The 17,689-nt window shown below is 74.7% G+C and carries 14 protein-coding genes and 1 pseudogene; 11 read left to right on the top strand and 4 right to left on the bottom strand.

Annotated elements, in window-relative coordinates; all coding sequences use genetic code 11:
• Positions 1-90 precede the first annotated feature (90 nt).
• Entirely contained in the window at positions 91-879 is a 789-nt protein-coding gene (locus ACZ7N4_RS20690) for a pectate lyase (RefSeq protein ID WP_471359776.1), read from the top strand.
• Between the two features lie 545 nt (positions 880-1,424).
• On the opposite strand, the gene ACZ7N4_RS20695 is transcribed toward ACZ7N4_RS20690, so the two are convergent.
• On the bottom strand, positions 1,425-2,192 hold the full coding sequence (locus tag ACZ7N4_RS20695) for a PaaX family transcriptional regulator C-terminal domain-containing protein (protein WP_471359777.1): 768 nt from the start codon (positions 2,190-2,192) through the stop codon (positions 1,425-1,427).
• A gap of 71 nt (positions 2,193-2,263) precedes the next feature.
• On the opposite strand from ACZ7N4_RS20695, the gene ACZ7N4_RS20700 reads away from it, so the two are divergent.
• Both ACZ7N4_RS20700 and ACZ7N4_RS20705 read left to right on the top strand, forming a co-directional pair.
• Positions 2,264-3,997: a DNA alkylation response protein gene (locus ACZ7N4_RS20700; RefSeq protein ID WP_471359778.1), complete on the top strand. Its 1,734-nt coding sequence runs from the start codon at positions 2,264-2,266 to the stop codon at positions 3,995-3,997.
• A 144-nt stretch (positions 3,998-4,141) separates the two neighbouring features.
• A complete protein-coding gene (locus tag ACZ7N4_RS20705; protein WP_471359779.1) occupies positions 4,142-6,199 on the top strand; it encodes a serine/threonine-protein kinase in 2,058 nt (685 codons plus the stop codon).
• Positions 6,200-6,758: 559 nt separating this feature from the next.
• Here the strand turns inward: ACZ7N4_RS20705 and ACZ7N4_RS20710 are convergent.
• On the bottom strand, positions 6,759-7,352 hold the full coding sequence (locus tag ACZ7N4_RS20710) for an Rv1733c family protein (RefSeq protein WP_471359780.1): 594 nt from the start codon (positions 7,350-7,352) through the stop codon (positions 6,759-6,761).
• 302 nt (positions 7,353-7,654) lie between these two features.
• Between ACZ7N4_RS20710 and ACZ7N4_RS20715 the strand changes: the two genes are divergently transcribed.
• The 3 genes from ACZ7N4_RS20715 (at position 7,655) to ACZ7N4_RS20725 (ending at position 11,012) form a co-directional block, all read left to right on the top strand.
• Positions 7,655-8,743 (top strand): WD40/YVTN/BNR-like repeat-containing protein, encoded by a 1,089-nt coding sequence (locus ACZ7N4_RS20715; RefSeq protein WP_471359781.1) that lies wholly within the window; start codon positions 7,655-7,657, stop codon positions 8,741-8,743.
• Between the two features lie 84 nt (positions 8,744-8,827).
• The gene (locus ACZ7N4_RS20720; protein WP_471359782.1) at positions 8,828-9,505 is read left to right on the top strand and encodes a uracil-DNA glycosylase; all 678 of its coding nucleotides are present in this window, start codon (positions 8,828-8,830) and stop codon (positions 9,503-9,505) included.
• Positions 9,506-10,085: 580 nt separating this feature from the next.
• Positions 10,086-11,012 carry a sirohydrochlorin chelatase gene (locus tag ACZ7N4_RS20725; protein WP_471359783.1) on the top strand — a complete coding sequence of 309 codons (927 nt, stop codon included), beginning with the start codon at positions 10,086-10,088 and terminating at the stop codon, positions 11,010-11,012.
• A gap of 266 nt (positions 11,013-11,278) precedes the next feature.
• Here the strand turns inward: ACZ7N4_RS20725 and ACZ7N4_RS20730 are convergent, their stop codons facing one another.
• Positions 11,279-12,316 carry a lactonase family protein gene (locus tag ACZ7N4_RS20730; RefSeq protein WP_471359784.1) on the bottom strand — a complete coding sequence of 346 codons (1,038 nt, stop codon included), beginning with the start codon at positions 12,314-12,316 and terminating at the stop codon, positions 11,279-11,281.
• A gap of 186 nt (positions 12,317-12,502) precedes the next feature.
• Between ACZ7N4_RS20730 and ACZ7N4_RS20735 the strand changes: the two are divergent.
• A pseudogene (locus ACZ7N4_RS20735) lies at positions 12,503-12,682 on the top strand (serine/threonine-protein phosphatase); the annotation flags it as partial.
• 9 nt (positions 12,683-12,691) lie between these two features.
• Here ACZ7N4_RS20735 and ACZ7N4_RS20740 read toward each other — a convergent pair.
• A complete protein-coding gene (locus ACZ7N4_RS20740; RefSeq protein ID WP_471359785.1) occupies positions 12,692-14,182 on the bottom strand; it encodes an FUSC family protein in 1,491 nt (496 codons plus the stop codon).
• 238 nt (positions 14,183-14,420) lie between these two features.
• Between ACZ7N4_RS20740 and ACZ7N4_RS20745 the strand changes: the two genes are divergently transcribed.
• From ACZ7N4_RS20745 to ACZ7N4_RS20760, 4 genes are all read left to right on the top strand, one after another.
• The gene (locus tag ACZ7N4_RS20745) at positions 14,421-14,897 is read left to right on the top strand and encodes an Lrp/AsnC family transcriptional regulator (RefSeq protein ID WP_471359786.1); all 477 of its coding nucleotides are present in this window, start codon (positions 14,421-14,423) and stop codon (positions 14,895-14,897) included.
• 20 nt (positions 14,898-14,917) lie between these two features.
• Positions 14,918-15,607, top strand: a complete 690-nt coding sequence (locus tag ACZ7N4_RS20750; RefSeq protein WP_471359787.1) for an HAD family hydrolase — start codon at positions 14,918-14,920, stop codon at positions 15,605-15,607.
• The gene (locus ACZ7N4_RS20755; RefSeq protein WP_471359788.1) at positions 15,583-15,930 is read left to right on the top strand and encodes a hypothetical protein; all 348 of its coding nucleotides are present in this window, start codon (positions 15,583-15,585) and stop codon (positions 15,928-15,930) included. The genes ACZ7N4_RS20750 and ACZ7N4_RS20755 overlap by 25 nt, the downstream gene beginning before the upstream one ends.
• Before the next feature lie 213 nt (positions 15,931-16,143).
• Positions 16,144-17,646, top strand: coding sequence for an MFS transporter (locus ACZ7N4_RS20760; RefSeq protein WP_471359789.1), 1,503 nt, complete (start codon positions 16,144-16,146; stop codon positions 17,644-17,646).
• Positions 17,647-17,689 lie beyond the last annotated feature (43 nt).

Here is a 17,689-nt window from a genome sequence, read left to right on the forward strand (position 1 = left end):
CTCCGACCCCACCGCCGAGTCCTCTCCGACTCCGCTCCGAGCCCACCCTCACCGCTCTCTGACCCCCACTCGGAAGAAGGCATTCGGGACATGACCTCATCGGCAACCGCACGCGGTCTGCTGGGCGGCCTGGCCACCCTCGGACTCACGCTTGGCATGATCATGACTTCCGGTGCGCCGGCGGGCGCGGCCACCTGGCCGACCCCCAACGGCAGCCAGGCGGTCTCCGCCACCATCTCCCTGTCCGGCACCAAGGACTACGGGATGAAGCGGCTGTACGGCACCGGAGACCTCGGCAGCGACAGCCAGGACGAGGACCAGGGGCCCATCCTGGAACTCGCCCCCGGCACGGTCCTGAAGAACGTCGTCATCGGCTCCCCCGCCGCGGACGGCATCCACTGCCTGGGCAGCTGCACGCTGCAGAACGTGTGGTGGGAGGACGTCGGCGAGGACGCCGCCACCTTCCTCGGCTCGTCCTCGTCCAACGTCTACACCGTCAGCGGCGGCGGGGCGAAGGAGGCCGGCGACAAGGTGTTCCAGTTCAACGGCGCCGGAACGCTGAACGTCTCCGGCTTCGCGGTGAAGGACTTCGGTACCTTCGCCCGCTCCTGCGGCAACTGCAAGACGCAGTACAAGCGGACGATCAACCTCAGCGGCATCGAGGCGACCTACAAGGGCAACAAGCTCGTCGGCATCAACACCAACTACGGCGACAGCGCGACCCTGAGGAACATCACCGTCGTCGGGGACACCAGCAAGAAGATCGTTCCCTGCCAGAAGTACATCGGCAACAACAAGGGCGCCGAGCCGACCACGAACGGCTCGGGTCCGGACGGCACCTACTGCAAGTACTCCAGCTCGGACATCACGTACAAGTGAGCCCGGGCCGAGGCACGGGGTGATCGCTGGGCGGGCCGCGGCGGCGGCCCGCCCTCGGTCCCGCCCCGGCGGTCCTGCTGACCCGCGTCGAGGCGGGCGTCGGCGCGTTCGCCGGGGGCACGCCGGCGCTGTCGAGGGGCAGGAGGACCGCGAGGCCCCGCCGATCACCTTCCCGGCCACCGCGTCCGGCGTCACCGTGTACGCATCGGATCCGCCTTCCGGATCCGCCTTCCCGCGCCTGGCGCTCGGCAGCGGGTCCGTCCTCCGGCGCCTGGCCTTCGGCGTCACCGCGTGCGCCGGCATGCCCTTGGCGAACGTGCCGACGCCCGCCAGGCCCGGCCGAGCGGCCCGGCCCGGCTCCGATCACCAGCCCGTCGGCCGTGCCGGCGAAGTCGCCGAAGAACCCCGACAGGGGCGCCTCGTCCGGGCCGGGCGCGTCCGGCGCGTCCCCGGCCGTCCGCAGCGCGTCCCGGCGGTGCCCCAGGACCTCGCAGCCTCCTGCTGGTCGCGCCCTGCGCAGGCGCAGGGGGCGGGCCGTTGCGGAATCACTCCGTTCCCCGCGTATCCAGAGCCGCGCCCAGTTCCCGCCGATAGCCGGCGTACGCCGTCCGCAGCGCCTCCCCCGGCCAGTCGGCGGGCAGCAGTCCGGGGGGCAGGACGGGGTCGGTGAGCAGATGGCGGACGGCCGCCGCGTAGGCGGTGAACCGGTCGGCCGGGTGGTCGGCCCGGCTCGCACGGGCGAGCAGGGAACGCGCGCCGGCCGCCCAGTCGGCCAGTGACCAGAGCCGGGCGGCAAGGGCGCGCGGGGGCTCGTCGGGGCGTGCGGTGCACGTCAGGGCCACCTGGCGCAGACCGGCGGGCAGGGGGCGGTCGAGGTTGGCCGGGCGCAGCCAGACGCCCTCGCGGAGTTCGGCCAGGCGAAGGGCGGTGAGCCGGGCGCGCAGCTCGGCACGCTCGGCGGGGCCGCGGCCGGTCGCCGTGACCACCACCATCTCCCAGTCGCCGTCCCACGCGCGCGTGCGGGGACGCACGGCCTCGTCCTGGCGGCGCTGGCGGGCCAGCAGCCGGTCGCTGAGCCGGTACACGGCGTCCGTGCGCCGCAGGTCGCCGGCGGCCACCATCCGGCTCAGCGCGGCCCGCAGCGTCGAGCCGCCGACCCCGAACGGCTCCACGAGCCGGACCAGGTCCCTGACCGGCAGCTCCGGCGGGTGGACGCCGAGCAACAGGCTCAGCACGACCGACCGGGCGGACAGCGGCCGCAGACCGGCCGGGTCCTCCTCCTGCTCCGGCTCCGCCGGGACGTTCACGCGCATGGCCCCGACTGTACGTGCGCCCTGTTGTTGCATCATTGCTACAACCGCAGAAAGAGTGCAACATGAATCGTATGGTCTCGATTCCCGCGGACTCGCCACTGCCGTCGCACCCGCCACTGCCGTCGCCATCGCCACTGCCGTCGCCGTCGCCACTGCCGTCAGCGTCCGAGCGGCCGTCCGTCACGCACGACGTCACCAACCAGGCGCCGCCCCTCGCGCCGTACGACGCCTCAGCCGACCCTGCCCTGCTGGAGGGGCTGCGCCGGGAGGGCGCCGGGTGGGCCGAGGACGACATCCGGCGGCTGGGGGCGCGCGCCGGGAGCGCGGAAGCGCAGGAATGGGGCGAGCTGGCGAACCGGTACGAGCCGGTGCTGCGCACCCATGACCGCTACGGCCACCGCGTCGACGAGGTGGACTTCCACCCCAGCTGGCACCACCTGATGCGGACGGCGGTCGCCGAGGGCCTGGCCGGCGCCCCGTGGGGCGACGGCCGGCCGGGAGCGCACGTCGCCCGGACCGCCGGCGGGCTGGTGTGGGGGCACACGGAGGCGGGACACGGCTGCCCGACGTCGATGACGTACGCCGCCGTACCCGCCCTGCGCGCCCAGCCGGATCTGGCCAAGGTGTACGAGCCGCTGCTGACCAGCCGGGAGTACGAGCCGGAGTTGCGCGTGCCCACCGACAAGCCCGGGCTGCTCGCCGGGATGGGCATGACGGAGAAGCAGGGCGGCTCCGACGTCCGCACGAACACCACCGTCGCCACGCCCACCGGCGAGCCGGGCGTGTACACGCTGCGCGGGCACAAGTGGTTCACGTCGGCGCCGATGTGCGACGTCTTCCTGGTGCTCGCGCAGGCCCCGGGCGGGCTGTCGTGCTTCCTGGTGCCACGCGTCCTGCCGGACGGCACCCGCAACCCGTTCCGCATCCAGCGGCTGAAGGACAAGCTCGGCAACCGGTCCAACGCATCCTCGGAGCCGGAGTTCGACCGGACCGTGGCCTGGCTGGTGGGGCCGGAGGGGCGAGGGGTGAAGACCATCATCGAGATGGTCAACTGCACCCGGCTGGACTGCGTGATGTCCTCGGCGACCCTGATGCGCAAGACGCTGGTCGAGGCGGGACACCACGCGCGGCACCGCAGCGCGTTCGGGGCCCGGCTGATCGAGCAGCCGTTGATGCGCAACGTCCTGGCCGATCTCGCGCTGGAGTCGGAGGCGGCGACGACGCTCACGCTGCGGCTGGCCGGCGCGGCCGACCGGGCGGTGCGGGGGGACGCCGGGGAGCGGGCCTTCCGCCGCCTCGCCACCGCCGTCGGCAAGTACTGGGTCACCAAGCGGGGTCCGGCCTTCACCGCCGAGGCCCTGGAGTGCCTGGGCGGGAACGGGTACGTCGAGGACTCCGGCATGCCCCGGCACTACCGGGAGGCACCCCTGCTGTCGATCTGGGAGGGCTCCGGGAACGTCAACGCGCTCGACGTGCTGCGCGCCCTGGGCCGCGAACCGGACACCGCGGAGGCCTTCTTCGCCGAACTCGCCCTGGCGCGCGGGGCGGACGCCCGACTCGACGCGGCCGTGGCGGCGCTCAAGGACCAATTGGCCGGAACCGATCAGGCGGGCGCCCGGCGGCTGGTGGAACGGATGGCGCTCACCCTGCAGGCCTCCCTGCTGGTCCGGCACGCTCCGCACCCGGTCGCGGACGCCTTCTGCGCGAGCCGGCTGGGCGGGGACTGGGGCCACGCGTTCGGCACCCTGCCCCCGGGAGCCGGTCTGGACGCCATCCTGGAACGCGCCCTGCCCGGCCTGAACTGACCCCTCCGCGCGCGCGTGCGCGTGGCCCTCTTCCGTGGCCGGTGACCGCCGACGGATCGCACACAGTCAGCGGATGCTTCCGCACCGTTGTCAGTGCGGTGGTGCACACTCGCGATCAGGTGGCACTCGTCTGGGGAGGACAACGTGTTCACGGGGATCGACGAGGTCGACTGGGCCTCGCTGCGGCACGCGTACGGCAGCGCGGAGGACGTGCCCGGATGGTTACGGGCGCTGGCCTCCGCGGACACCGCCGAGCGGGCGGCCGCGCTCGACGGCATGTTCGGCGCGGTGCACCACCAGGGGAGGGTGTACGACTCGACGCTGGCGTGCGTGCCCTTCCTGTTCGCGCTACTGGCCCGCGAGGAGGTTCCGGACCGGGGCTGCATCGTCGAACTGCTGGTCAGCATCGGCGGGGAGAGCTCTCAGAGCCCTCGGCGGTTGGACGGCTCCGAGAGCTCTGAGACCTCTTCCGCGACCTCGGCGGGCTCGGCGCATGCGGGACTGGACCGGCGGGCGCGGCAGGCGGTGTGCGCGGGTGCCGAGGCTTTCGCCCAGCTCTCCGGGGACCCGGACCCCGCGGTGCGGCGGGCGGCGACCGGGGCCCTGGTGCGCTTCCTGGAGGAGCCCCCGCGGGTCCTGGAGCTGCTGCGGCGGCGGCTGCGGGTCGAGCGGGAGGACTGCGTCCTGCTGGCCCTCACAGAGGCCCTCGGCGTGTTCGCGCACCGGTACCCGGCGCACGCCGACGGCGCGGTGGACCTCCTGGCCGAGCAGAGCGCGCCGCCCTACGCGCCGGGACTGCGACTCGCCGCGCTCGGCCAGCTCGCGCTCCGCGCACCGGGCCGGCTCCCCGCCGACCTGGTGCCGGCGGCGGTGCGGTTGCTGCAGGAGCGGTCCGCACAGCGCCTGCGGCGCCAGGAGCACGCGGGCACGGACACCCTGGTGCGCCGGATACGGCGGCTGCGCCCGTCCGACGAGCAGGGCGCCATGCTGCTGCGCACCCTGCACAGTGCGCTCGGTGACCGGGTGGACGACCGGATCGTCCTGCTCACCGGCCAGCTGACCAGCCCTGACCCGGTGGACCGGTGCAACGCGGTGTGGATGTCGGCGGGGCTGTTCCGCGGCTGGCGGGGCGGGTACGACGGGCCGGTGCGGCTGCTCGGCGCCCAGCTGGGCAGCGAGCAGGACCGGTTACGGGACGCGGCGGTGTCGGTCCTGACGGAGCTGTTCGCGTCGGCCGTGCCCGCCGCGGACGACCTGCACGCGCTGGTGACCACCCGGCCCGACCTCTGGACCCACCGCTGGGAGCGCTGCCCGCCCACGCTGGGCGGCCCGCTCAAAGCACTGGCCAGAACCGGCGATCCGCGCGCGGTCCCGCCCCTGGCCCAGCTGCTGGCCGGCCCGGCGGCTCCCGTGGGGCTGGGCTGGGAGGTCGCGCACCTGGGCCGGGCCGCCGCACCACTGGCCCCCGATCTGCGCCGTCACCTCGGCCGCGTCCCGCTCGCCTCCCCGGCCGTCGCCCGGCTCGCCGCCCCGCTGCTGACGGCGGTCAGAGCCGTCGGAGATGGGGACGCCGTACCGGAACTGCTCAGGCTGCTCTCGGGTGCTCCCGACGGCCTGGGGCCTCGGGACGCGGTCGCGGACCAGGTGATCGAGACACTCGCGGAGCTGGGCGCCGCGGCACAGGCGGCACCCCTGCTGCGCGCCCTGTTGCGGACCCGGCACGCTGCGACGGCGGCGGGCGCGCTGTGGTCCGTCGACGGTGACGCCTCGGCCGTACTCCCCGTTCTCCTGGAGGAGTTGGCCCGGCCGGAGCCCGGCGCCCGGCGCGACGCCACACGGCACCTGGCGCGGCTGGGGCCGGCCGCGCGCGCCGGGCTGCCCGAGCTGCTCCGGCTCGCCGGGGAGGGCCCGGTGCGGGAGCGGATACCGGCCGCGTGTGCGCTGTGGCAGATCACCGGGGACCCTGCCCCGGTCCTCCCCCTCTTCAGATCGGCCTGGACCTCGGACCCCCTCACCCGCATCCCCATCGCCCACTGCCTGACCACCATGGGCCCCGCCGCCGCGCCCCTGCACGACCTGCTCGCCACCGAACTGACCCGCCCCCGCCGCCACACGGCCCAGCAGGGCGCCTACGGCCCGCAGGACATCCCGGACGACGAGGAGCTGCTGCGGATGTGCCGGAGGGTGCTGGCGGGGGTGTAGGCGGCAGCAGGGGGACGGTCGGCGCCGCGGGGCGCGGCGCGGGCCTCGGCGGAAGCGCGGGCCGCCGGGCAGCAGAGGGCGGGGGGCCTCGCAGGGGACGCCGGGGGCCACGAGGCACCGCCGCGCGGCCGTGAAGGTTGGCGGGGCGGGAAGAGGGCCCGGGAGCGGGCATCCGGGCCTGACGGTGACCATGGACGTGGTCGAGGACGCCCGGTGTTCCGGACCGCGGCGAGCGCCTCGGAGCTCGCCAGGCGTGCTTGCGTCAGCCCTGGGCGGCGCAGAACCCTCCCTGCGGGCCCCCGGCAGCCACCGAACCTCCTGGTGACGACGGCCCCGTAGGGCCTGTGTGTCGCCACACGGCGCCCCGGGGCGGCGGGGGCCTCACGGACGCCGACAGGCCCCGGCACACGCCTGACGGCCTGACGGCCCGACGCCGACGGACAGAGCACGGTCGGGGCCCGGACCGCACACCGGCCAGGCCCACACCCGCGCCCCGAGCCGCGACCGCCCGCCCACGGCTGCCGGAGCGAGCGCCCCGGATCCGCGACGGCCCGCCAGGTCAGACCATCCGCCCCCACTGCGGGCCGAGCCGTGACCACTCGGTGTCCCAGGCGGCCAGGCGCTGTCGTTCCAGCCGGCCGCGTACGGCCAGGCCGGCGACGAAGGGGACGGCGCCGGCACTCGCGCCGACCAGCAGGCCTATGAGAGTGGCCCGCAAGGCGGCCTCGGAGGCGGTGGTGGGGCGGGAGACGAGGTGGCCCTGCGGGTCGGTCCAGACGGTGACCCGCGCCCCGGGCCCGCTGCCGGGCTCCACGCGGACCTGGCCGGTGTGGGCGGAGCCGTCGGACACGGTCCAGCGGACCTCGACCCAGACCCGCTCGCCGGCGGAGGCATGGCTGCCGTAGGCGGGGGACGACCCCGGTACCTGGTCGACGACCCGGGCCACGGCGGGCCGCCGGGTGGCCCTCTCCCGAGCGAGTCCCTGCTCCACCGAGCCGGCCGCCGCGAGGCCGGCCAGCACTCCGGCCAGGACGGTCAGCAGGCAGGCGCCGAGCACCACCCAGGCCTCCAGCACGTCGGCCCGGCGTTTGAGCGGGTTGCGCCGCCAGCGCCACAGCCACACCTTCGGACCACGGAACGCCTTCAAGGGCATCCTCCTCACGAGCGCACCGACCGGCCGGACCGCCCTCCCATACGGGGGAGATCGCTCCGTTGCTCACGACGAGCCGTCTCCCCGACGTTCGCATGAGACACCCCTCTCGCGCAGGCGCATCCCGGAACACGACCGGCCGGGCCCCCCTGCGGACCCACGACACAGGCCGTGACCTGCACGGACACGCACTCCGAGGGTGAGTGTCAGTGGTGGGGTGCAGACTGGCCGATATCCGACGACGGCTACGTCAGCTACGACAGCTACGACGACTACCTGGACAACGGCGTCCGGAGGTGATCGGCATGACCGAGGTTCTGCTGGCGGTGGGCACGCGCAAAGGCCTGTTCATCGCGCGGCGGCGGGGCGACGGCCCCTGGGAGTTCGACGAGAGTCCGTATTTCAACGCGCAGGCCGTCTACTCGGTCGCGATCGACACCCGTGGTGCCCGCCCCCGGCTGCTGGCGGGCGGCGACAGCGCGCACTGGGGGCCGTCGGTGTTCCACTCCGACGATCTCGGCCGCACCTGGACCGAACCGGCCCGGCCCGCCGTGAAGTTCCCGAAGGACACCGGCGCCTCCCTGGAGCGCGTCTGGCAGCTGCACCCGGCCGCGGCCGAGCCCGACGTGGTCTACGCGGGCACGGAACCGGCCGCGCTGTACCGCTCGGAGGACCGCGGCGAGAGCTTCGAGCTGGTCCGGCCGCTGTGGGAGCACCCGACCCGTTCGCAGTGGGTGCCGGGCGGGGGCGGCGAGGGCCTGCACACGGTGCTCACCGACGCACGCGATCCGCGGGCCGTGACGGTGGCCGTCTCCACGGCGGGCGTGTTCCGCACGACGGACGGCGGATCGAGCTGGTCGCCGTCGAACTCCGGGGTCTCGGCGGTGTTCCTTCCGGATCCCAGCCCGGAGTTCGGCCAGTGCGTGCACAAGGTCGCCAGGGACGCGGCCGACCCGGACCGGCTGTATCTGCAGAACCACTGGGGGGTGTACCGCAGCGACGACGCGGGCGCGCACTGGACCGACATCGGCGCGGATCTGCCGACCACGTTCGGCTTCGCGGTGGCCGCGCACCCGCACCGGGGCGAGACGGCGTACATCTTCCCGATCAACGCCGACGCCGACCGGGTGCCCGCCGAGCACCGCTGCCGGGTCTTCCGCACCACGGACGCGGGCCGCACCTGGGAGCCGCTGTCGGAGGGGCTGCCCCGGGAGGACCACTACGGCACGGTCCTGCGGGACGCGCTGTGCACCGACGACCGCGACCCGGCCGGCGTGTACTTCGGCAACCGCAACGGCGAGGTGTTCGCGTCGGCCGACGACGGCGACAGCTGGCAGCAGCTCGCCGCGCACTTGCCGGACGTGCTGTGCGTGCGGGCGGCGGTGGTCGGCTGAGGGACGCGGGGGCCGCGGGGCGTCCGCGCCGGGCTTGGGCCATCGGTTGATCACCGGGTGGAGTACGGCAGTAGGGTGACGCCCGTGGCACCACGACCCTTGCATGAAATCGTCGAACCGGGCTGGGCGAAGGCCCTGGAACCCGTGGCCGGACGGATCGCCGAGATGGGCGACTTCCTGCGCGCGGAGATCGCCGCCGGACGCACGTACCTCCCGGCCGGACCCCATGTCCTGCGGGCCTTCCAGCAACCCTTCGACGAGGTACGGGTCCTGATCGTCGGTCAGGACCCGTATCCGACCCCGGGGCACGCGGTGGGCCTGTCGTTCTCGGTGGCGCCCGAGGTACGCCCGCTGCCGCCCAGCCTGATCAACATCTTCCGTGAGCTGAACACCGACCTGGGACTGCCCCAGCCGTCCAGCGGCGACCTCACGCCGTGGACGGAACAGGGCGTGCTGCTGCTCAACAGGGCGCTGACCGTGGCCCCGCGTCGCCCGGGCGCCCACCGCGACAAGGGCTGGGAGGAGGTGACCGAGCAGGCGATCCGGGCCCTGGCGGCACGCGGCAAGCCGCTGGTCTCCATCCTCTGGGGCCGGGAGGCCCGCAATCTGCGTCCGCTGCTCGGCCGCCTGCCGGTGGTGGAGTCCTCGCACCCCTCACCCAGGTCGGCCGAGTACGGCTTCTTCGGCTCGCGCCCGTTCAGCCGGGCCAACGACCTGCTGATCCAGCAGGGCGGCCAGCCGGTGGACTGGCGACTGCCGTGACCGTCCCCGGGTGTCCGACGGTGGACTCCTGAGGCTCCAGGCTCCGGTTGGCAGTCGTCGTGCGCGCCGCGGCCCGGCACACGGCCGAGTTCGTCGGGGCCACGTCCCCGACGGACCGGAGGGCGAGTTCGTCGGCCGTGTGCCGGGCGGACGGGGCCCCGGCCCGCGCTCGCCGGCGGCCTGTTCCGGCCGGGCGAGCGAGCCCCGGCTCGCGCCGCTGCGCGAGGAGTCGGAGGCAGACGGCCGCACGCCCCGGCGGGTTCCGGCCGAGGACGCCCCCCGCACGGCGCGGTACGAGTCGCGAGCGCACGGCACGATACGCATCGCGACGACCTGGCGTTCGGCCTGCTCACCCTGCCGGGTGAACCCGTGCCGCTCTGCCGCGTTCCGGGGCACGGCTGTTGAGAAGCCGTAAAAGCGGATTGTTCACCCTTGCACACTCTTTGCCGTCCCATGTTCCCGGCACGTGCCCGGAACATGTGTCTTCACCACGTAACTCATCAGACAAAAGCGGACGGATACCGCTCACCTGCACCCTCCCCGAACGTCGGAGGCGGGTAAGCCAGTAACATGCGGCGCCATGAGCTCCCCCACTGGACCCGCGTCCGGCCTGCCCGTACGAATGCCGCGACCCCGCCAGCCCGGACGGCACCGCCGCCCGGAACCGCTGGTGGCTCCCGAGGGCGCGCCCGCGCTCGTCCTCGCGGTGCCCGGTGTGCCCAGCACCACCACGCGCAGCCTCGTCGAGGAGGTCGTGAGCATCGCCCGCTCCGAGCTGCCCGGTCTCGACGCCCGGATCGGGTACCTGGACGGGGACGACTCCGAGTTCCCGACGCTCCGTTCCGTGCTGGGCCGTGCCGCCGATGAGCGCGCCGCCCGGTACGAGCGGGCCGTCGCCGCGGGGATCGAGGGGATCAAGGAGCCCGACGGCCCGGTCGCGGTCGTCGTCCCGCTGCTGGCCGGCCCGGACGGCTCGCTGCTGCGCCAGATCCGTCAGTCCGTGATGGACAGCCGGGTCGCCGCCGAGCTGACCGACGTCCTCGGCCCGCACCCGCTGCTCGCCGAGGCGCTGCACGTGCGGCTGTCCGAGGCGGGCCTGGCCCGCGCGGACCGCGCGCGGCTGTTCACCGTGGCGACCGCAGCGGACGGCATCATCCTGGCTTCCGTGGGCGGTGAGGAGGCCGTGCAGGCGGCCGGGATCACCGGCATGCTGCTCGCCGCGCGCCTGGCCGTGCCGGTGATGGCCGCGGCCCTGGACCAGGAGGGCTCCATCGCCTCCGTGGCGGAGCAGCTGCGGTCCGCGGGCTCGCAGCAGCTGGCCCTGGCGCCGTACCTGATCGGCCCGGAGATCGACCCGGCGCTGCCGGCCGCGGCGGCCGAGGAGGCGGGCTGCTCCACGGCCGAGGCGCTCGGCGCGTACCCGGCGATCGGCAAGCTCGCGCTCGCCAAGTACACGACGGCGCTGGGCATCTCCCCGCAGCAGCCGCAGGGCACACCGGTCCGCTGACGCCCGCGGCCGCCCGGCCTCAGGCGACCGGCTCCGGCATTCCGGTATCTGTACGACACAGGGCCCGCCCCCGTCCCGGGGCGGGCCCTTCGCCTTGCCCGGCAGCTCCGCCGACAGCCTTTGGTGAGCCTCCCCCCTCGCCAGTCTCACCGAGCATCCGGCATCCCTTGGGGGCCTTCCCCAAGGCAGCCGCGCCCGGGCAGTCGTACCGGGGGCAGCCGGCGGAGGCAGCCGTACAGGAGGCACCCGGCCGCCCCCTTCCGCGATCAGCCGAAGACGACGCAGGAGGCCGCGGTGACCCGTACCGAGCCGTCGTAGCGGGGCGTGCCCGTCGTCTCGTCGACGGCGAACCAGGTCACGTCGCCGGAGCGTTCGTTGGCCGCGTAGAGGAAGCGGTCGTGCTGGGCCAGCGCGCGCGGCCAGTGCCCGCCGCAGGGCACGGTGCCGGTGAGCCGGAGCCCGTCCGCCTCGACGGCGAGGACCGAGAGCACGTCCTCACCGCGGGTGGCGGTCCACACGAAGCGGCCGTCGGGTGAGACGACGATCCCCGAGGGGTAGGCGTCGCCGGCCGGTGCGCCGGGCAGCACGGGAACCTCGGTGAGCGGCTTGAGCGAGCCGCTCGCGGCGTCCCAGCGGCACACCGTGACGGTGGGGGTCAGCTCGTTGACCACGTACGCGTGCGCGCCGTCGGGGTGGAAGGCCAGGTGGCGCGGGCCGGAGCCGGGGCGCAGGGCGATCTCGCGGTGCAGGGCGAGGCTGCCGTCTTCCAGGGTGCACACCCGCACGGAGTCCGTGCCGAGATCCACGCTGACCGCCCACCGCCCGCTGGGGTCGGCCTGCACCTGGTGGGCGTGGGGGCCGCGCTGGCGCCGGTCGTGCGGGCCGGAGCCGGTGTGCTGGAGCCGTCCGGAGGGCGCGCCGGCGAGAGCGCCGTCCGGGCGCACCGGGACGGCGGTGACACTGCCGCAGCCGTAGTTGGCGGTCAGCACGTGCCCGGCGTACAGGCCGAGGTGGGTGGGGCTGCTGCCGGCCACCGGGACGGGCGTGCCGGCGGCTTCGGGCCGGTCACCGGTGACGCGGTAGGCGGCCACGGCTCCCTCGGCGGTCTCGCTGACCGCGTAGAGGGTGCCACCGTCGGGCGAGAGGGCCAGGTAGGAGGGGTCGGGCAGGTCCTTCACGGCGGTGCGGAGGGTGAGGGCACCGGTGTCCGGGGCGACCTCCGCGGTCACCAGTCCGGGGCCGCCCGCCGCCGTGAACGATCCGATGAACGCCCGGCGCCTGCCCGCCCTGCCGTCCTGTGCCACCGTCTGTCCCCTCTCGGTCGAGCCGCCCGTGGAGCCGTTCCGGGGCCGACGGTAGCAGTCGGCCGAAGGCGGTCTAGACCAAGAGGGGGATGCTGTGGACGGTTCGTCGGGAATCGGCGCGTTCGATTCCCGTGATGCGCCGCTCCCGGCCGCCTCTCCGGCCAGGCGGCCGTGATGCGCCGCTGCCTCGGCGCTGTCGCCGCCCTCCTCGGCAGCTTCCGCGAGGCCGCCCACGACGAGCCGGAACTGGGCCTGGTGCTGCGCAGACTGGACCGCGCACTCGCCCGCCACCTCCGCGAACGCGCCCGCGCCCGCGCCGAGCACCCCGCGAACGGCTCCGCCGATGCCGCCTCTCCGGTCAGCGAGTCAGTCGCGTCAGGCGCCCACCAGCCGCGAGCGCGACGGCGTCCGGAGCGGTTCCGCGAGGTCGGCGAGCGCGCGTTCCAGGCCGTGCAGATGGGCGAGGGCGGGTTCGGCGGGCGGTTCCGCGGGGTGCTGGAGGGGTTCGGTACGGCCCGCGGTGAGGGCCTCGACGGCGTGCTCCACGCGCCAGCAGGCGGCGGCGAGGCGGGCGTCGTGGGAGGCCACGGGGTCGGCGGCGACCGCGACCAGGCCCCGGACCTCGCGGGCGCAGTCGTCGAGCAGCGCCAGGACCCGGCGGGCCCGCGCCTTGCGCGCCGGCATCGGGTTCAGCGGGTGCACCAGCGGGGCCACCGAGAGCCGTACCCGGCCGAGCAGCTGCTCCAGTTCGGCCACGCGCGGCGCGGGGTCGGCGGTGGCGGAGCCGGCCAGGCGGGCGGCGGCCTCGGCCGTGCAGGCGTGCACGCAGCGCAGGGCGCGCTGGATCCAGGCGTCGGTCGTGGCGTGCGTCGTGACCGGCAGCACGAACAGGACGGCGAGCGCGGCGCCGAGCGCCCCGACGCCGGTCTCGGCGAGCCGCAGCGCGAGCAGTCCGGGGCTGAGGACGCCGAGGAGGCCGTAGAGCAGTTCGGCGAGCAGGGTGACGCAGAGCATCATCCAGGTGTAGGAGACGGCGGCGGTGTAGAAGATGCCGAAGACGGCGACCGCGACGAGCACGGCCGTCGGCACGGGCGCGCCGTGCACGGGGACGGCGACGAGGAAGCCCAGGCAGATGCCGATCACGGTGCCGAGGACCCGGCGGAAACCGCGGACCAGCGTCTCGCCGCGCGAGGCGGTGTTGACGAAGATCCACCAGGTGGCGCCGACGGCCCAGTACCAGCGCTGCCCCGACACCAGCTGGCCCACGACGAGCGCGAACCCGGCGCCCGCAGTGGCCTGGACCGCCTGCCGGGTGGTCACGCGCAGCAGCCCGGTCCCGGCGGGCGGGGCGGGTACGGCGGGCGCGGGCAGCCGGCGCTCGTAGCACCACAGGCCGAACCGGACGGCGGCCGCGGTGAGCACGGAGAGCAGCACGGCGGCGTACAGCTCGGGCAGCCGGCCCGGGGTGGCGTGCAGGAACTGGGCCACGAAGAAGGTCATGAAGGCGAACACACCGAGGCTGTGCCCGCGCGGGCCCCACCGGCGGGCGTAGACGCCGGCGCCGACGACGGCCAGGAAGGTGAGGTCGCGGGCGACGGGGTGGGCGTGCAGCTCGGCCGCGGCGGCCAGCACCGGCACACCCACCGCGGGGAGCAGGGCGGTGGTGACCGCCTGCCCGCGCACGGTCGGGTCGGTGACGGTGAACAGGGCGAGCAGCGCGGCGAGGCCGCCGGTGACCGCACCGGCGAGGGAGTGTCCGGCGAATGCGCAGACCACGACCGCCAGCCCGATGCCGAGGACGGCCCGCGCGGCGAAGCGCAACCGCGCCCGCCCTGGGTCCGGAGCCACGAACATCCTCTTCAGCACTGCTGCCCTCCCCTGGGTACACGGGTACACCGGCACAGAAAAGGCGCCGCGGGGATCCGCAGCGCCATCGACACGTCCATGAGAGCATCACCGAGGTCACTGGCTCAAGTGTTCCCCGAATCGCTGGTCCATTGGCACAGCTTCGACGGGGTACCAGCGGTCGTCGGAATGCCAACGGACCAGGTCGGGCGGCAGACGCCCCTCTCAAGGTGCTGAGCCATTGGTACAGTCGTGCATCATGGCCGTGGACGAACTCGACACCCGCATCCTGCGACTGCTCCTGGAGCAGCCGCGCACCAGCGTGCGCGAGTACGCGCGCATCCTCGGGGTGGCCCGCGGCACGCTCCAGGCCCGGCTGGACCGGATGGAACGGGACGGCGTGATCACCGGCACGGGTCCGTCCCTCTCCCCCGCCGCGCTGGGACATCCGGTGCTGGCGTTCGTGCACATCGAGGTCACCCAGGGCCATCTGGACGACGTGGGGGACGCGCTGGCCGCCGTACCGGAGATCGTGGAGGCCTTCTCGATCACCGGTGGCGGGGACATGCTCGCGCGGGTGGTGGGCCGGGACAACGCGCATCTGGAGGACGTGATCCAGAAGCTGATCAGCCTTCCGGGCGTGGTGCGCACCCGCACGGAGGTGGCGCTGCGCGAGCGCGTCCCGTACCGGCTGCTGCCCCTGGTGGAGTCGGTCGGCCGAGCGGCCCGCGGCTGACGCTTGGCATCCTGGACGCCATGAACGATCTCGGCACCCTCTCGGTCATCTTCGATCTGGACGGAACGCTGGTGGACAGCGAGCCGAACTACTACGAGGCGAGCCGACAGGTTCTGGCCGAGCACGGCGTGCCCGGGTTCACCTGGGAGGACCACGAGGGCTACGTCGGCATCAGCACCCGGGAGGCGGTGGTGATGTGGCGGGAGCGCTACGGCCTGCGCGTCCCGGCGGCGGAGCTGCTGGCCGCGACGAACCGCCGCTATCTGGAGCTGGCCCGCGCCCGCACGCGCGCGTACCCCGAGATGCGGGCGTTCGTGGAGCTGCTGGCCGCCGAGAACGTCCCGATGGCGGTGGCCTCGGGCTCCTCACCGGAGGCCATCGAGGCGATCCTGGCGGGCACCGGCCTGGCCGCCCACCTGGGCACGGCGGTCTCGGCGGACGAGGTCCCCCGCGGCAAGCCCGCCCCGGACGTCTTCCTGGAGGCGGCCCGCCGGCTCGGCGCGGACCCGGCCGACTGCGTGGTCCTGGAGGACGCGGCCCCCGGCGCGGCCGCCGCCCACGCGGCCGGCATGCGGTGCGTGGCGGTCCCGTACGTCCCCGCCCAGGCCGACGCTCCCGAGTTCACCACCGCGTCGCTGCTGCTGCGGGGCGGGCAGGCCGAGTTCACGGCGCGGTCGGCGTACGCGTGGCTGCGGGACTCGGCCCGCTGATCCACTCCCTTACCTGTCTGCACTACACCCTGAACGGCACGGAGTTCGCCCCCTTCCCGGAGGGCACCGGGGACCCGGCCCACGCGTACGTCCGCCGCGGCGAGTCCCGGGCGGTCTCCGGCGGCCTGGACTCCGGCGTCGCCAACCCGTCCCGCCCGGGCGGGACCACACTGCTGGACGCGGTGTGGGCGGGTGCACCCTTCCGGAGCAAGGGCGCGCTGGTCACCCGGGCGGGGAAGGTCGTGGACACCTGGGTGGCCGAGGGACGGCTCGGGCGTGCGGCGGGCGACGCGGTGGTGCGTACGGCACGGCGGGCCGCCTAACTGGAGTGAGCGGCTCCGGCGGGGTGGGAGCGCGGGTCCGGGGAGTGGCGGCGGGTGCCCGTCGGGGTGGAGGCGCAGGTCCGGCGGGTGGCGGCGCGGAACCGGCGGGTGGCGGGGCGGCATCGTTTCCGGGGGAGCGACCGGTGGCTCGCGTGGCCGGGGGGAGCTGTGGCTCGCGTGGCGGGGGGAGCCTCGACTGCATAGCGTGACCCCATGAGCACAGTCCAGGCCCCACCCGCGCCCGACGCGCGGCGGTGGAAGGCGCTCGGGGTCTGTCTGGCGGCGGGATTCATCTCGCTCCTCGACACCTCGATCGTGAACGTCGCGCTGCCCTCCCTGGAGCGCGGGCTGGGGGCCTCGGAGGCGGTCCAGTCATGGGTGGTCTCCGGGTACGCCCTCACCTTCGGGCTCGCGCTGGTCCCAGCGGGAAGGCTCGGCGACATGCGCGGCCGGCGCCAGGCATTCCTGATCGGGCTCGCCCTGTTCACGGTGGCCTCGCTGGCGTGCGGCCTCGCGGCCGGGCCCGGCTGGCTGGTGGTGTTCCGGCTGATCCAGGGCACGGCCGCGGGCATGGTCGCGCCGCAGACCTCGGGGTTGATCCAGCAGATGTTCCAGGGTGCCGAGCGGGCCAAGGCGTTCGGTGTCCTCGGCACGGTCATCGGGGTGTCGACGGCGGCGGGCCCCCTCGCGGGCGGTCTGCTGATCGACGCCGTCGGCACCGACGACGGCTGGCGCTGGGTGTTCTTCGTCAACCTGCCGATCGGCGTGGCCGCGTTCGCCGCGGGGATCCGGCTGCTGCCCCGCTACCCGGCGACGACGGGCAAACAGGAGGAGTTCGACCTGTTCGGCGTGCTGCTCCTCGGCTCGGGTGTGTTCGCGCTCATGCTGCCCCTGGTGCAGGAGCAGCAGTGGCCCGGACGGGAGAAGTGGGCGCTGGTGCCGGTGGCCCTGGCGCTGCTGGGCGCGTTCTGGGTGTGGGAGAAACGGATGGGGCTGCTGGGGCGCGCGCCCCTGGTGGACCTGGGGCTGTTCTCCCTGCGCTCCTTCACGCTCGGCGCGCTGATCAGCCTCACCTATTTCGCGGGCTTCACCACCGTCTTCTTCCTCTACGCCCTGTACCTGCAGAACGGCCTCGGCTACAGCGCGCTGGCCTCGGGGCTCACCGTCCTGCCCTTCGCGGCGGCCTCGGCGGTCGGGGCCGCCGCCGGGGGCCGGCTGGTGGTGCGCTTCGGCCGCAAGCTGGTCGTCATCGGTCTCGGCGGGGTCGCGCTGGGCCTGCTCGGGGTGATGGCGGCGGTGCAGCTGGTGCCCGGACCGAACCTGGGCTGGGCGTCGGCGCTGCCGCTGCTCGTCGGCGGTATCGGGTCCGGCCTGACGGTCTCCCCGAACACCACCCTCACCCTCACCCGGGTCCCGGTCCACCGCGCGGGTGCGGCCGGGGGCGTGCTGCAGACCGGCCAGCGGGTCGGCTCGGCGGCCGGCATCGCGGTGGTGGGCTCGGTGTACTTCGCCCACCTCGCCAACCACGGCCGCACCGACACCGCGATGCAGCTCGGACTGCTCTCCGCGGTGGGCATCATCGTGGTCGCGCTCGTGCTGGCGGTTGCCGACCTGCGGGAACGGCACGTGCGCCCGGAGCCCGAGAGGGTCGCGGAGGCCGTCGGTCGCGGTGCGGGAGAGAGCGGCGCCGAGGGGGCGGTACGGCCCGGGGCCTGAGCGTCCGGGCGCGGGTCCGCCGGCGTGCTCTCGCCGGACGGGC

The organism is Streptomyces sp. NPDC107654 (genome assembly GCF_055639035.1).